At 74.4% G+C, this 13,275-nt stretch carries 18 protein-coding genes and 1 pseudogene; 9 read left to right on the top strand and 10 right to left on the bottom strand.

Annotated elements, in window-relative coordinates; genetic code table 11:
- Nucleotides 1–6: 6 nt before the first annotated feature.
- The 3 genes from I4I82_RS15915 to I4I82_RS15905 form a co-directional block, all read right to left on the bottom strand.
- On the bottom strand, nt 7–654 hold the full coding sequence (locus I4I82_RS15915; RefSeq protein WP_226370084.1) for a DedA family protein: 648 nt from the start codon (nt 652–654) through the stop codon (nt 7–9).
- 85 nt (nt 655–739) lie between these two features.
- The gene (locus I4I82_RS15910) at nt 740–958 is read right to left on the bottom strand and encodes a hypothetical protein (RefSeq protein WP_218594574.1); all 219 of its coding nucleotides are present in this window, start codon (nt 956–958) and stop codon (nt 740–742) included.
- Nucleotides 955–1,536 carry a SigE family RNA polymerase sigma factor gene (locus I4I82_RS15905; protein WP_226370083.1) on the bottom strand — a complete coding sequence of 194 codons (582 nt, stop codon included), beginning with the start codon at nt 1,534–1,536 and terminating at the stop codon, nt 955–957. The genes I4I82_RS15910 and I4I82_RS15905 overlap by 4 nt, the downstream gene beginning before the upstream one ends.
- A 70-nt stretch (nt 1,537–1,606) precedes the next feature.
- Here I4I82_RS15905 and fbaA point away from each other — a divergent pair, with 70 nt between their 5' ends.
- The 6 genes and pseudogenes from fbaA to I4I82_RS15880 all read left to right on the top strand — a co-directional run bounded on the left by fbaA (nt 1,607) and on the right by I4I82_RS15880 (nt 5,588).
- A complete protein-coding gene (gene fbaA, locus I4I82_RS15900) occupies nt 1,607–2,638 on the top strand; it encodes a class II fructose-bisphosphate aldolase (RefSeq protein ID WP_218593160.1) in 1,032 nt (343 codons plus the stop codon).
- A 268-nt stretch (nt 2,639–2,906) separates the two neighbouring features.
- On the top strand, nt 2,907–3,179 hold the full coding sequence (locus I4I82_RS15895; RefSeq protein ID WP_218593161.1) for a hypothetical protein: 273 nt from the start codon (nt 2,907–2,909) through the stop codon (nt 3,177–3,179).
- Between the two features lie 57 nt (nt 3,180–3,236).
- Nucleotides 3,237–3,650, top strand: a complete 414-nt coding sequence (locus I4I82_RS15890; protein ID WP_218593162.1) for a DUF3151 domain-containing protein — start codon at nt 3,237–3,239, stop codon at nt 3,648–3,650.
- Nucleotides 3,651–3,652: 2 nt separating this feature from the next.
- The gene (locus I4I82_RS15885) at nt 3,653–4,735 is read left to right on the top strand and encodes an FUSC family protein (RefSeq protein WP_218593163.1); all 1,083 of its coding nucleotides are present in this window, start codon (nt 3,653–3,655) and stop codon (nt 4,733–4,735) included.
- Nucleotides 4,736–4,917: 182 nt separating this feature from the next.
- Nucleotides 4,918–5,175: pseudogene (locus I4I82_RS34990) on the top strand (DUF6986 family protein); the annotation flags it as partial.
- Between the two features lie 59 nt (nt 5,176–5,234).
- Nucleotides 5,235–5,588: a DUF6986 family protein gene (locus I4I82_RS15880; protein WP_218593164.1), complete on the top strand. Its 354-nt coding sequence runs from the start codon at nt 5,235–5,237 to the stop codon at nt 5,586–5,588.
- Here I4I82_RS15880 and I4I82_RS15875 read toward each other — a convergent pair.
- Together I4I82_RS15875 and pucL are read right to left on the bottom strand one after the other, a co-directional pair.
- Complete coding sequence (locus I4I82_RS15875) at nt 5,551–6,927, bottom strand: nucleobase:cation symporter-2 family protein (RefSeq protein ID WP_218593165.1); 1,377 nt, start codon at nt 6,925–6,927, stop codon at nt 5,551–5,553. The genes I4I82_RS15880 and I4I82_RS15875 overlap by 38 nt on opposite strands.
- Nucleotides 6,927–7,823 carry a factor-independent urate hydroxylase gene (gene pucL / locus I4I82_RS15870; RefSeq protein WP_218593169.1) on the bottom strand — a complete coding sequence of 299 codons (897 nt, stop codon included), beginning with the start codon at nt 7,821–7,823 and terminating at the stop codon, nt 6,927–6,929. The genes I4I82_RS15875 and pucL overlap by 1 nt, the downstream gene beginning before the upstream one ends.
- Nucleotides 7,824–7,954: 131 nt before the next feature.
- On the opposite strand from pucL, the gene uraD reads away from it, so the two are divergent.
- Nucleotides 7,955–8,449 (top strand): 2-oxo-4-hydroxy-4-carboxy-5-ureidoimidazoline decarboxylase, encoded by a 495-nt coding sequence (gene uraD / locus I4I82_RS15865; protein ID WP_218593166.1) that lies wholly within the window; start codon nt 7,955–7,957, stop codon nt 8,447–8,449.
- Nucleotides 8,446–8,766 carry a hydroxyisourate hydrolase gene (gene uraH, locus I4I82_RS15860; RefSeq protein ID WP_218593167.1) on the top strand — a complete coding sequence of 107 codons (321 nt, stop codon included), beginning with the start codon at nt 8,446–8,448 and terminating at the stop codon, nt 8,764–8,766. Before uraD ends, uraH begins: the two co-directional genes overlap by 4 nt.
- Here uraH and I4I82_RS15855 read toward each other — a convergent pair.
- The 3 genes from I4I82_RS15855 to I4I82_RS15845 are packed head-to-tail and all read right to left on the bottom strand — an operon-like array spanning nt 8,751 to nt 10,921.
- The gene (locus I4I82_RS15855; protein ID WP_218593168.1) at nt 8,751–9,509 is read right to left on the bottom strand and encodes an urease accessory protein UreD; all 759 of its coding nucleotides are present in this window, start codon (nt 9,507–9,509) and stop codon (nt 8,751–8,753) included. The genes uraH and I4I82_RS15855 overlap by 16 nt on opposite strands.
- Before the next feature lies 1 nt (nt 9,510).
- Nucleotides 9,511–10,236, bottom strand: coding sequence for an urease accessory protein UreG (gene ureG / locus I4I82_RS15850; protein WP_218593170.1), 726 nt, complete (start codon nt 10,234–10,236; stop codon nt 9,511–9,513).
- Nucleotides 10,226–10,921 carry an urease accessory protein UreF gene (locus I4I82_RS15845; RefSeq protein ID WP_218595830.1) on the bottom strand — a complete coding sequence of 232 codons (696 nt, stop codon included), beginning with the start codon at nt 10,919–10,921 and terminating at the stop codon, nt 10,226–10,228. The genes ureG and I4I82_RS15845 overlap by 11 nt, the downstream gene beginning before the upstream one ends.
- Nucleotides 10,922–10,992: 71 nt before the next feature.
- Here I4I82_RS15845 and I4I82_RS15840 point away from each other — a divergent pair, with 71 nt between their 5' ends.
- Entirely contained in the window at nt 10,993–11,250 is a 258-nt protein-coding gene (locus I4I82_RS15840; protein WP_218590550.1) for a hypothetical protein, read from the top strand.
- On the opposite strand, the gene I4I82_RS15835 is transcribed toward I4I82_RS15840, so the two are convergent.
- Entirely contained in the window at nt 11,235–12,950 is a 1,716-nt protein-coding gene (locus I4I82_RS15835) for an urease subunit alpha (RefSeq protein ID WP_218590551.1), read from the bottom strand. The two genes, I4I82_RS15840 and I4I82_RS15835, sit on opposite strands and share 16 nt — an antisense overlap.
- Nucleotides 12,947–13,273 (bottom strand): urease subunit beta, encoded by a 327-nt coding sequence (locus I4I82_RS15830; protein ID WP_218590568.1) that lies wholly within the window; start codon nt 13,271–13,273, stop codon nt 12,947–12,949. The genes I4I82_RS15835 and I4I82_RS15830 overlap by 4 nt, the downstream gene beginning before the upstream one ends.
- Nucleotides 13,274–13,275: the final 2 nt, after the last annotated feature.

The following is a 13,275-nucleotide window of genomic DNA, read 5'->3' as shown; positions in this document are numbered from 1 at the left end:
ACCGGATCAGCGGGCGTGCACCCCCGGGGTGCGCCGCGCGCGGACGATCTCGATGACGATCGGCACCACGGAGAGGAACACGATCAGCAGCAGCATGAGCTCGATGTTGTCGCGCACGAACTGGAACTGGCCGAGCCAGAACCCCAGCACCGTGACGCCCGCGGCCCACAGCACGCCGCCGAACAGCGAGTAGGTGAAGTAGCGGCGCGCGTCCATGCGGCCGACGCCCGCCATGACCGTGATGAACGTGCGCACGATCGGCACGAACCGGCCCAGGACGATCGCGCGGGTGCCGTACTTGTCGAAGAACTCCTGCGTGCGCGCGACGTGCTTGGGCTTGAACAGCCGCGACTCGGGCTTGTCGAACACGGCGGGGCCGGCGGCGCGGCCGATGTAGTAGCCGATGACGTTGCCGACGAACGCGGCGACGACGAGCAGCGCGCAGACCAGCCACAGCGGGAACTGGATCGCCCCCTGCGCGACGAACAGCCCCGCGGTGAACAACAGGGAGTCACCGGGGAGGAAGAACCCCAGCAGCAGGCCGCACTCGGCGAACACGATGAGCGCCAGCCCGACCAGCGCCCACGGCCCCAGCCAGGTGATGATCGCATCGGGCTGCAGCCACTCCGGGCCCAGGGCCAGCGTCGTCGTCACGGGACGTGACGGTACCGGCAGGTCGGCCCGGCTCCGGAGCCAGCCCGCGCAGCGCCCGGACCCCGCTCGCGGAGCGGCCCGGCGCTCAGCCCAGCGCCGGCAGCAGCCCCGGCGTCAGGAGCGAGAGCAGCGCCAGCACCGTGCCCAGGATCGCGCCGCCGAGCAGGGCCAGCAGCAGCGCCGTGCGCACCGACATCCCGGGCGCCGGCTCGGGCTCGCCCCGGGGCGGCATCATCGGCCGCCCGCCGCCGCGGGCCTGCGCGCGCAGCGCCTCGGCGAGCCGGCGCTCGGGGTCGGCGGTCACGGCGCCCCTTTCGGCCGCAGCACGTGCGACACCGCGTCGAGCGCCCGGCTCGCCGTCGACTTGACGGTGCCGCGGCTGATCCCGGTGGCGTCGGCGATCTCGGCCTCGCTCAGCCCGCCGTAGTAGCGCAGCACGAGGACCTCGCGCTGGCGCGGGGGCAGCGTCGACAGGGCGTCGACGACGGCCTGGTGCTCGGCCGACAGCATCGCGAGCGACTCGGCCGAGCGGGCGTTGACCTGGTGGGGCGGAACGTACTCGCGCGCGGTGCGGCGGCGGCGCAGCACCGACCGCGACCCGTTGACGACGGCCGTGCGCAGGTACCCGACGGCCGCGGCCTCGTCGCGCAGCCCGGACCAGTGCCGGTGCAGGCCGGCGAACGCCTCCTGGACGACGTCCTCGGCGGTGGCCGGGTCGTCGACGAGCAGCACGGCGAGGCGGACGAGCCGCACGCGGTGGTCGCGGTAGAGGTCGGCCAGCGTCAGCGGGGCGTTCGGGGCGGGCGCGGGCGGGACGGGGTCGAGCCTGCGCAGGCCGCTGAGCGTCTGCTCGACGGCGCGCTCGATCCCGTCGGCAGCCACGGGCCCCAGACTAGTGCGCGATACTGCGTCCGAACACGCGCACCGGTCAACGTCGAGGAGGGCCACACCCGTGCCTATCGCCACGCCCGAGATCTACAACCAGATGCTGGACAACGCCAAGAGCGGTCGGTTCGCCTACCCCGCCATCAACGTGACGAGCAGCGAGACCCTGAACGCGGCGCTGCGCGGCTTCGCCGAGGCGGAGAGCGACGGCATCATCCAGGTGTCGACGGGCGGCGCGGAGTTCCTGTCCGGCACCCGCGTCAAGGACATGGTCGTGGGCGCGACGGCGCTGGCCGAGTTCGCGCACGTCGCCGCGCAGCACTACCCGGTCAACGTGGCCCTGCACACCGACCACTGCCCCAAGGACAAGCTCGACGGCTTCGTCCGCCCGCTGATCGCGATCAGCCAGGAGCGGGTCGACCGCGGCGAGAACCCGCTGTTCCAGAGCCACATGTGGGACGGCTCCGCGGTGGAGCTGGAGGAGAACCTCTCCATCGCCGCCGAGCTGCTGGAGCTCGCGGGCAAGGCGCGGATCATCCTCGAGGTCGAGATCGGCGTCGTCGGCGGCGAAGAGGACGGCGTCGCGAACGACATCAACGACAAGCTCTACACCGCCCCCGGCGACTACGAGCGCACCGTCGAGGTCCTGGGCACCGGCGAGAAGGGCCGCTACCTGCTCGCAGCCACGTTCGGCAACGTGCACGGCGTCTACAAGCCGGGCAACGTCAAGCTCCGCCCGGAGATCCTCAAGCAGGGCCAGGAGGTGGCGATCGCCAAGCTCGGGCTCGACGCCGGCGCCAAGCCGTTCGACCTGGTCTTCCACGGCGGCTCCGGCTCGCTCATCGAGGAGATCCACGAGGCGCTCGACTACGGCGTCGTGAAGATGAACGTCGACACCGACACCCAGTACGCGTTCACGCGGCCGATCGCGGGCCACATGTTCAGCAACTACGACGGCGTGCTCAAGGTCGACGGCGAGGTCGGCAACAAGAAGACCTACGACCCGCGCACCTACCTCAAGGCGGCCGAGCTCAACATGGCCGAGCGCGTGACGCTGGCCTGCGAGAACCTGCGCTCGACGGGCCAGAAGCTGAAGTAGGGAAGGCCGACGAGGGGCGGCTGGCCCTCACCGAGCACGAGGAGCGCTCGGCGAAGGCCTGGGGAGGCCCGGACGCAGGCCGACCTGGACGCACTCACCTCCGACCTCCCCGCCGCGCCGCGGCGGTCCGCGGACCGGTCGCCGTCGGACGGTCGGCGGACGTGCCGTCGTGGGCCCGCCGCGCCGGCCGCCTGCTCGGCGTCCTCGTCGCCGGGGCGGCGGTGCTGTGGGGCGTGGGCAGCTCCTCGGCCGCGAGGACGGCGCGGCGGTGTTCAGCAGCCGCACGATCGCCGTGGCTCCCGGCGACGACCGCGTCGAACTCGGGTTCCGGTTCTCCGGCACCGAGGTCGTGGTGCCCGACGACGCCCGGGTGGTCACGAACGGGGCGGTGGTGTTCGGCTCGGTCGACTGCGGTGCGGCCTGCGCCGGCACGGGCACCGGCCCCGAGATCACCGTCGACACCTCCGGCGCGTTCGGCAGCGTCGACGTCCGCACCGTGACCGAGGCGGCCGCCGACCGGGCCGACGGGGACGACGACTGATCCCCCGGCACGACCACTGGCGTGCCGGCCCGCGGGACGAGCGGGCAGGATGGGGCCATGACGCTGCACGGCAACCTGCTCGGACCCGACCCCACCCTGCTCCCGGTCGACCCGGCCGCCGCCGAGCTCGACGGCGGCGCCGACCCCGCGAAGGTGGCCGCCGACCACCCGACGTCGGCCATCGCCTGGGCGCAGCTCGCCGAGAACGCGCTCGACGCCGGCGAGACGATCACCGGCTACGCCTACGCGCGCACCGGCTACCACCGCAGCCTCGACATGCTGCGGCGCAACGGCTGGAAGGGTTTCGGCCCGGTGCCGTGGTCGCACGAGCCCAACCGCGGCTTCCTGCGCGCGCTCGCCGCCCTGCACCGCGCCGCCGTCGCGATCGGGGAGAGCGACGAGGCCGAGCGCACCGCCACCTTCCTCACCGAGTCCGACCCCGCCGCGCCCGCGGCCCTCGGCCTGGGCTGAGCGTGCGCGGCCGGCGACTGCGCGCGCACCTGCGCGCCCGCGGCCGCCGGGTGGCGCTGTCGGCCCTGCCGATCCTGCAGTGCGCGGTGGCGGCCGGGCTCGCGTGGTACGTCGCGAGCGACCTCGTCGGCCACGCCCGCCCGTTCTTCGCCCCCATCGCGGCGGTCATCTCCCTGGGGCTGTCGCTCACCAGCCGGCTGCGCCGCGTCGCCGAGCTGGTGGCGGGCGTCAGCGTCGGGGTGCTGGTCGGCGACCTGCTGATCTCCCAGATCGGCTCCGGTGCGTGGCAGATCGTGCTGGTCGTCGCACTGGCGATGTCGGTCGCCGTGTTCGCCGACGGGGCGACGCTGCTGGTGGCGCAGGCCGGTTCGTCGGCGGTGCTGGTGGCCACGCTGCTGCCGCCCGGCGACGTCGGCGGCCTCGACCGCTGCGTCGACGCCCTCATCGGCGGGCTCGTCGGCGTGCTGGTGGCGGGCGTGATCCCCACCGATCCCGTGCGACCGGTGCAGCGCGGGGCCCGCTCCCTGCTCGACGAGCTGGCCGCGGTCCTCGCCCGCACCGGCGACGCCCTGCGCGAGCGCGACCCCTCGGTCGCCCTCGACGCGCTGGAGCGGGCCCGGGCCTCCCAGCCGCTGATCGACGAGCTGCGGACGGCGCTGCGCGGCGGGCACGAGGTCGCGACCGTCGCCCCGCTGTACCGGCGCCGGCGCCGGCAGCTGGGCCGCTACGGCGAGCTGGCCGAGCGCGCCGACTACGCCATGCGCAACGCCCGCGTCCTGGCCCGGCGCACCTACCAGGCCCTGCTCGACGACGAGCCCGCCGCGCCCGAGCTGGCCGACGCGCTCGGCGAGCTGTCGGCCGCCGTCGGCACGCTGACCGCCGAGCTGGGCCGCGAGGGCGACCGGGAGCGGGCGCGCGAACCCGTGCTCGACGTCGTGCGGCACGCGGTGGTGCTGTCGGAGGTGTGGGTGCCGGGGCCCTCGGAGCAGGTGATCGTGGCGCAGCTGCGCTCGATCGCGCTGGACCTGCTGCAGGCCACCGGGCTGACCCGGACCGAGGCGCTGGCGGCGATGCGGGCGTCGTGAGGGGCGCCGCCCGACCGGTTGCAGCAAGGCCACCTCCACGTGACGAACCGTCCACGAGGTGGCCTTGCTGCAACTCCGGGCGAGCGCCCGCCGGGACGACCGCGCCGCCATGATGGGCCGGTGAACGCCGACGAGCTGGACCTGTTCGACGCCCACGCCCCGGCGCCGCCGACGTCGCCGAGGTGTGGGGCCTCGCGCCCGGCCTGGCCGCCGACGTCCACGCCCGGGTGCGGGCCAAGCTCGCCACCGAGCCGATCGAGGACCTGCGCGTCGACTTGGAGGACGGCTACGGCCCGCGCCCCGACGACGAGGAGGACGCCGCCGCCGTCCGCGTGGCGCCGACCCCGACCGGCACCCCGTTCCACGGCATCCGGTTCCGCAGCCTGGAGCTGCTCTCGCGGCGGCGCGCGGTGCGGACCCTCGAGGTGTTCCCCGGGGCGCTGGGCTCCGTACCCGAGGGGTTCGTGCTGACGCTGCCGAAGGTGACCGCCCCGAGCAGGTGCGGGCGGCGTGGGCGCTGCACGGGCGGCTGGTCCGCCGCTCGCTGGAGCACGGCATCGCCCAGGGCGGGGACCTGCACCCCGGGCACCTGCCGAGCCGGTTCGTCACCGGCTTCGCGTTCCACCGCGAGTCCTTCCCGGAGTCGGCGGCCCGGCCGCGGGCCTACCGCGAGCGGGCCGACTCCGGCTTCCTGGACGAGCCCGCCACGGCCCGCGCCCTGGCCGGCTCCCTGCGCGCGGGCCTGGACTGCGGGGCGCTCGACGAGGCCGAGGTGACCGAGGCGACCGGGGTCGACCGCGCCGGGCTCGACCTCCTCAGTGCTCCGCCGGGACCTCCGGCTCGGCCTGCGTGAAGTGGTTGAACGCCAGGTTGAGCAGCACCGCCACGATCGCGCACGCGCTGATGCCCGACTCCAGGATCTTGTGCAGCCACTCGGGGATGTTCTCGTAGACCTCCGGGACGGTGATCGGGATCATCCCGATGCCGATCGAGCTGGCCACGATGAGGATGTTGGCGTTGGTGAACTCGACCTTCGACAGCGTCCGGATGCCCGCCGCCGCCACCGAGCCGAACAGCACGATCCCGGCCCCGCCGAGCACCGGCAGCGGAATCGCGTTCATGACGCGCCCGAGCACCGGGAGCAGGCCGAGCAGCACGAGGATCGCGCCGCCCGCGGCCACGACGAACCGCGACCGGATCCCGGTCATCGCCACCATGCCGACGTTCTGGGCGAACGCGCTGATCGGGAATCCGTTGAACACCGGCGCGATCGCGGTGGCGCCCATGTCGGCGCGCAGCCCGGCCGCGATCCGCTTCCGGGGCGTCGGCGTCCCGAGTATCTCGCCGACGGCGAGGATGTCGGCCGTCGTCTCGGCCATGATCACCAGGATCACGACCGTCATCGAGACGATCACCCCGATGGAGAACACCGGGGCGCCGAACAGGAACGGCTGCGGGAGCTGGAAGACCGGACCCGTACCCACCCGGCTCCAGTCGACCCGGCCCATCAGCGTGGCGACGACCGTGCCGAACACCAGGCCCAACATGACCGCGAGGCGCGACCAGGTGCCGCGGCCGAACCGCGCGATCACCAGCGTCGCGACGAGCGTGACCAGCCCGAGCAACAGGCTCAGCGCCGACCCGAAGTCGGGGTTCTCGACCATCGCGCCGGATGCGTCGCGGACCGTCGGGTTGCCCCGGATCCAGCGCAGCGCCACCGGGAACAGCGAGAGCCCGATGATCGTGATGACGCACCCGGTGACGACCGGCGGGAAGAACCGCACGAGCCCCGCGAACACCGGCGCGATGACGAACCCGATCAGCCCGGCGACGATGACCGCGCCGAAGATCGTGGCCAGCCGGGTGGCCGGGGCACCGATCGAGGCGTCCGTGGCGACCGCCGTCATCGTGCCGACGGCCGCGAACGACACGCCCTGCACCAGCGGCAGCCTCGACCCGACGTGGGGCAGGCCCAACGACTGCAGCAGCGTGCCCAGCCCGGAGACGAACAGCGCCGCGGTGACGAGCGTGGCCGACTCGGCCGGCGTCAGCCCGGCGGCGGAGCCGATGATCAGCGGCGGCGAGACGACGCCCGCGTACATCGCGAGGATGTGCTGCAGGCCGTAGAAGAACGCGGTGCCGACGGGGACCCGCTCGTCCTCCGGCGCCACCACGACGTCGGTCGCGGCCATCAGACGAACCCCGCGATCCCGGCCCACGCGGCGTCCTCGGCGGGCGCGTCGTCCTGCACCACCGCCGCCTCGATCAGGCCGTACGGGCGGTCGGCGGCGAACCAGACCTCGTTCGGGTTGTCCATGCCCCACGGCGAGAGGTCGACGAGGAAGTGGTGCTTGTTGGGCATCGAGAACCGGATCTCCGCGATCTCCGGGTGGGCGGCCAGCACCCCCTCGCCCATCGTGTAGAGCGTCTGCTGCAGCGAGAGGCTGTGCGTGAGCGCGAACCGGTCGAGCAGGATCTGCCGGACGCTGCCGTGCGCCTCGTCCCAGTCGATGTCGGTGCCCAGGTAGCGCCACCGCGCCGTCACCGCCGTGGCCAGGATGCGGTCGTCGGTCTCGACCAGCGAGGTGTAGGGGACGTCGGGGAAGCCGTGGAACTCGCTGCCGGTGCTCTTGAGCACGACCAGGTCGGAGATGCCGGAGATGACGACCTCGTGGTCGCCGGTCTTCGTGACCACGGCCGTGCGGGTCTCGCCGGAGCCGCGGTGGAAGGCGTGGTCGTGCTCGCCCCCGTCGCCGGTGACGATCCGCTCCCAGGTGTGCTGCTCCACCTCCTGCCGCGCGCCGGTGACCTGCTCGAACCCGTCGACGAAGTGCCGCGCCATCCGCAGCGCGAACTCCTCCACCGCGCCGACGCCGCCGAGGCGCGCCAGGGCGTAGACGGTGTTCTTCTGCGTGTCGGTGGCGATCACCGCGCTGTTGTCGCCGCTCGCGTGCGTGGCCGTGAAGTCGCCCCGGAGCCGGCTCGTCACCGTCACGTCGGTGATCCGGTGGCGCGGGGCGGAGCGGTCGACGTGCACCATGCGCACCTCGGCCTTGCCGTACTGGTTGACCCCGAGCGAGATGCCCATCCCCGTTCCTCCCCCGTGCATCCGGGAATCCTGTGCGTCCGCGAGAACGGTAGGTCGCCGACCGCCCCGATCGACCGGATGTCACGGAGACGTGCCACCTCCGAAACACGGTGATCAGGGAAGATGGGGCGATGCGGCTGGACACGTTCAACGCGCTGCCCGTGACCGAGGCGGTGACCACCCTGACGGACTGCTGCGCGTCCCCGGAGTGGGCGGGCGCGCTCGCCGCGGGTCGCCCCTATCCCGACGTCGACGCGCTGCTCGCGCAGGCCGACGCCGAGCTCGCCGTCCTCGACGGGCCCGAGATCGACCTCGCGCTGGCCGGGCACCCGCGCATCGGCGAGCGCCTCGACCCCGACGACGCCACGCACGCGTCCTCGCAGCGCGAGCAGTCGGGGGTGACCACGGCCGATCCCTCCGTGCTCGCCGCGCTGGCCGAGGGCAACCGCGCCTACGAGGAGCGGTTCGGGCACGTCTACCTGGTGTGCGCCGACGGCCGCTCCGCCGAGGAGCTGCTCGCGGTGCTGCGGGAGCGGCTGCGCCACGACCCGTCGACCGAGCGGCGCACCGTCGTCGCGGAGCTCGCGAGGATCAACGAGATCCGGCTGCGCAGGCTGCTGGCGTGAGCATCTCCACGCACGTGCTCGACGCGGCGCTCGGCCGGCCCGCGGCGGGCGTCGCCGTCGTCCTGGAGCACCCGGGCGGGGAGCGGACCACCGGCGTCACCGACGACGACGGGCGCGTCGCCGCGCTCGCCCCGGGCGCGCTGCCCGGCGGGGTCTACCGCGTCCGCTTCGACACCGGCGCCTACTTCGCCGCCACCGGGCAGCAGGGCTTCTACCCGGAGGTCGTCGTGGCCGTGACCATCGACGCCGACCGCGCCCACACACACGTCCCGCTGCTGCTCTCGCCGTTCGCGTACTCGACCTACCGCGGCAGCTGAGACCGGTCCTCCGCCTCCCCGAGCACGGCATCGGACCAGCCGGGGTGAGCGGCCACCGCCGTCGCCAGGTCCCGCTGGGCCGTCACGGCGTCGGTGCCGACCGCGGTGGCCAGCGAGCCGCCGCGGGCCAGCGGGGTGAGCGACCACCACTGCCCGGCCGCCGCCTCCGCCGGGTCGGCGCCCCACACCAGCACCTCCGTGCCCAGCACGCGTCGCCCGGCGAGGTGGGCGGGCGAGGGGTCGAGGTCCTGGGTCTGCACCAGCAGCGGCCCGGCCGGCCCGGTCACGCGCGTCGCGCCGCGGTAGCGCCCGGCCGCCTCCCCCGTGCGGCCGGCCACGAGCACGTCCCGCGCCCGCAGCCGGGCGGCGTCGTCGAGGACGGCGGTGAACTCGGTCAGGTGGTCGGCGCGGCGGGTGACGACCGTCGGCTCGGGCAGGTACTGCACCGAGGCCCCGGCCCCGATCTCCAGGCGCACGGCGAACCGGCTGCCCCCGGGCGCGGCCAGCGCGACCGCCGCGGCCACGCCCGTCAGCACCAGGTGGGCCCCCGCCTCGACGACGACGTCGAGCTCCACGTCGTCGCCGCCGAGCGGGGTGGCCGCCGAGCCCACGAGGTGCACGGTGAGCGCCCGCGCCCGGCCCGCCGCCGTGCCGCGCCGGGGCAGCAGCGCCAGCGGGGCCTGCGAGCGCAGCTCCCGCACCGCGCCGTCGGCGGCCACGACCAGCCGCGCCCGGGACCGCACTTCAGACGACCGCCCCGCGCACCGCCGCGACCTGCGCGAGCACCCACTGCGCCACCTCGCCCGCCCCCGGGTCGGCCACCAGCGACTGCGTGACGACGGGCAGCGCCCCGCGCACCCGGGCGGCGTCTCCGGTCATCACGGCCATGTCGGCGCCGACGAGCGGGGCGAGGTCGACCTTGTTGATGACGAGCAGGTCGGCGGTGGTGACGCCGGGCCCGCCCTTGCGCGGCACCTTGTCGCCGCCCGCGACGTCGACGACGAAGATCTGCCGGTCGACCAGGCCGCGGCTGAACACGGCGGTGAGGTTGTCGCCGCCGCTCTCGACGAGCACGAGGTCGAGGTCACCGAAGCGCTCCTCGAGCAGCTCGACGGCGTCGAGGTTGGCGGTGATGTCGTCGCGGATCGCGGTGTGCGGGCAGCACCCGGTCTGCACGGCCTCGATCCGGTCGGATGCCAGCACGCCCGCGCGGCGCAGGAAGTCGGCGTCCTCGGTGGTGTAGATGTCGTTGGTGACGACGGCCAGGCGCAGCCGGTCGGCCAGCGTGCGGGCCAGCGCCGCGACGAGCGCGGTCTTGCCGCTGCCGACCGGGCCGCCGATGCCGATGCGCACGGCGCGGCCCGTCCCGTCCGGCCGGGGGTGCGGGTCGGGCTCGACGACGGTGGGGTCGAGCGAGTGGCCGTGACCGTGGCCGTGGTCCTGCCCGTGGTCCTGGTTCTCAGCTGGCAAAGAGACGCACCCTCTCGCGGTGGTGGACGACGTGGGCCTGGGCCATGAGGTCCAGGACGGGGGCACCCGGGGCGGGCAGGGCGGACGGCGGGCCGGACGCGGCGCGCACCGCCTCGTCGACGACGCCGCGCAGCACCGCCGCGAGCCCGACGACCACCGCGTTCACGGCGAACGGGTCGAGCCCGAGCAGCCGGATCGCGGCCGACGCCGGACCGCTGACGGCGAGGTAGGCGACGCACTGCGCGGCGTCGGCGGGGGTGCCGCCGTCGGCGCCGACCACCGCCCCGGCCAGCAGCGCGTGGTGCGGACGGGGGTCGACGGCGCACAGCGCGTCGAGGGCGGGCGAGGGCCAGGCCAGGCGCGCGGCCCGCAGCGTCGCCCGCCCCTGCGCCCGCGACGCCGTGCGCTGGGCCGGCGACGGCGTGCGGGCGTCGAGCTCGGCGTCCAGCTCGGCGAAGGCCGTGCGGGTGGGCGCTGCGAGGTCGGGCGCGGCGAGCGCGGCCGCCGCCGCGAACGACGCCGCCACCAGACCGGCCGTGCGCAGCCGCCCGTCGAGGAGGGCGGCGAGGCCGTCGACGTCGTGCACGAGCCCGCGCGCCACCGCCTCCTCCACCCCGCCGGAGTGCACGTGGCCGCCGCCGGGGAAGCGCGCGTCGGCCAGGGTGAGGGCCGCGAGGGTGGCCATCAGGTGGCCCCGGGACGAACGTCACCCCTGTGGGTGCGGAACCTTCCGCGCCCGCCGGACGTCTTCGTAGCGTGACCACCATCGACCTGCCGCGCTCCGGCCGTCTCGCCGTGGTGGCCCTCGTCTGGACGGTGGCCACCCTGTTCGGGCTGGCCGTGGCCGCCACCACGCGGATCGGGCCGACCGTCCTGGAGCTGTCCTACAACCACGGCGTGCACCTGGGCGACGTCCTCGCGTTCGCCGGTGCGTACTCCTTCGCCGCGATCCTCACGGCGCTGGTGCTGGACGGGCCCCGTCATCAGAAGCGCAGGCATCAGAACAGGAAGTAGCGCTGCGACATCGGCAGCTCGCTCACCGGGGCGGGCTCCACGAGGTCCCCGTCGATCCGCACGGCGAACGAGTCGGGATCGACCCGCACCGCGGGCGTCGCGTCGTTGCCGATCATCTGCGCCTTCGTGACGCGGCGGGTGTCGGCCACCGGGACGCCGGGCTTGCGCAGCTCCAGATGGTCGAGCCCCGCCTCCAGGGCGGCGGCGGACACGAAGTTGCGGCTGGTCGCCGACGCCACCGCCGGTGACGCCCCGAACATCGGACGCGCGAGCACCGGCTGCGGCGTCGGGATCGAGGCGTTGGCGTCGCCCATGGCGGCCCAGGCGATGAACCCGCCCTTGAGCACGAGGTGCGGGCGGACGCCGAAGAACTTCGGGTCCCACAGCACGAGGTCGGCGAGCTTGCCGACCTCCACCGAGCCGATCTCGTCGGCCATCCCGTGCGCGATGGCCGGGTTGATCGTGTACTTGGCGACGTAGCGCCGGGCCCGCACGTTGTCGGCCGCGCCGTCGCCGGGCAGGGCCCCGCGCGCGGCCTTCATGACGTGCGCGGTCTGCCAGGTCCGGATGATCACCTCACCGATGCGGCCCATCGCCTGGCTGTCGGAGCTCATCATCGAGATGGCGCCCAGGTCGTGCAGGACGTCCTCGGCCGCGATCGTCGTCGGCCGGATCCGGCTCTCCGCGAACGCCAGGTCCTCGACCACGCCGGGGTTGAGGTGGTGGCAGACCATGAGCATGTCGAGGTGCTCGTCGATGGTGTTGACGGTGTGCGGACGCGTCGGGTTCGTCGACGACGGGAGCACGTTGGCCTGCGCGACGACCTCGATGATGTCGGGTGCGTGCCCGCCGCCCGCGCCCTCGGTGTGGAACGCGTTGATCGAGCGGCCGCCGATGGCCTCCAGCGTGGACGCCACGAACCCGGCCTCGTTGAGGGTGTCGGTGTGGATGGCCACCTGCACCCCGGACGCGTCGGCGACCCGCAGGCAGGCGTCGATCACGGCGGGGGTCGTGCCCCAGTCCTCGTGCAGCTTGAACCCGCCCGCGCCGGCGCGGAGCTGCTCCCACAGGGCGTCGGCGCTGGTGGTGTTGCCCTTGCCCATCAGCAGCACGTTGACCGGCAGGTGGTCCATCGCCTGCAGCATCCGCCCGATCGCGCGGGGGCCGGGCGTGATGGTGGTGGCCTTCGTGCCGTCGGCGGGGCCGGTGCCGCCGCCCGCGAGCGTCGTCAGGCCGCTGGCCAGCGCGGTGTCGACGAGCTGCGGGCAGATGAAGTGCACGTGGCAGTCGATGCCCCCGGCGGTGAGGATGCGGCCGTTGCCCGCGATGACCTCCGTCGACGGCCCGATGACGAGCTCGGGCGTCACGCCGTCCATGACGTCGGGGTTGCCGGCCTTGCCGATGCCGACGATCCGCCCGTCGGTGATCCCGACGTCGGCCTTGACGACGCCCCAGTGGTCGAGGACCACGGCGCCGGTGATCACCAGGTCGGGGGCGCCCTGCGCCGACGTGCGCGCCGACTGCCCCATCGACTCGCGGATCACCTTGCCGCCGCCGAACAGCACCTCGTCGCCGGAGCCGGCGCCGCGGCTGCGGTCCTCGGTGACCTCGATCAGCAGGTTGGTGTCGGCCAGGCGGATCCGGTCGCCGGTGGTGGGGCCGAACAGGTCGGCGTAGCGGCCGCGCTCGATGCTCGTCACCGGGCCGGCTCCGTCGCATCGAGGGGGCCGGCCCACTCCGGGCGCAGGCCCGGCACCACGCGCGACCCGGCCAGCGGCACGAGCACGACCTCCCGCTCGACGCCCGGCTCGAAGCGCACCGACGTCCCCGCCGGGATGTCGAGGTGGGTGCCCCACGCCGCCTCGCGGTCGAACTCGAGACCGGGGTTGACGGCCGCGAAGTGGTAGTGCGAGCCGACCTGCACGGGCCGGTCGGCGGCGTTGACGACGACGAGCGTGGTGCGCTCGCGCCCGGGGTTGAGCGGCACGTCGCCGTCGCCGGGGAGGATCTCGCCGGGGATCACGC

The sequence above is a fragment of the Pseudonocardia oceani genome (genome assembly GCF_019263585.2).
GTDB classification, from domain to species: Bacteria; Actinomycetota; Actinomycetes; order Mycobacteriales; family Pseudonocardiaceae; genus Pseudonocardia; species Pseudonocardia oceani.
Note: the sequence above shows the minus strand (reverse complement) of the source record. Positions and strands in the feature narration are given on the sequence as shown.

Coding starts and splice junctions, on each gene's coding strand:
- I4I82_RS15845 (WP_218595830.1), bottom strand. CDS start 10,921: ATGGCCACCCTCGCGGCCCTCACCCTGGCCGACGCGCGCTTCCCCGGC.
- I4I82_RS15875 (WP_218593165.1), bottom strand. CDS start 6,927: ATGGCCGCGACCGACGTCGTGGTGGCGCCGGAGGACGAGCGGGTCCCC.
- uraD (WP_218593166.1), top strand. CDS start 7,955: ATGCGGCTGGACACGTTCAACGCGCTGCCCGTGACCGAGGCGGTGACC.
- I4I82_RS15890 (WP_218593162.1), top strand. CDS start 3,237: ATGACGCTGCACGGCAACCTGCTCGGACCCGACCCCACCCTGCTCCCG.
- pucL (WP_218593169.1), bottom strand. CDS start 7,823: ATGGGCATCTCGCTCGGGGTCAACCAGTACGGCAAGGCCGAGGTGCGC.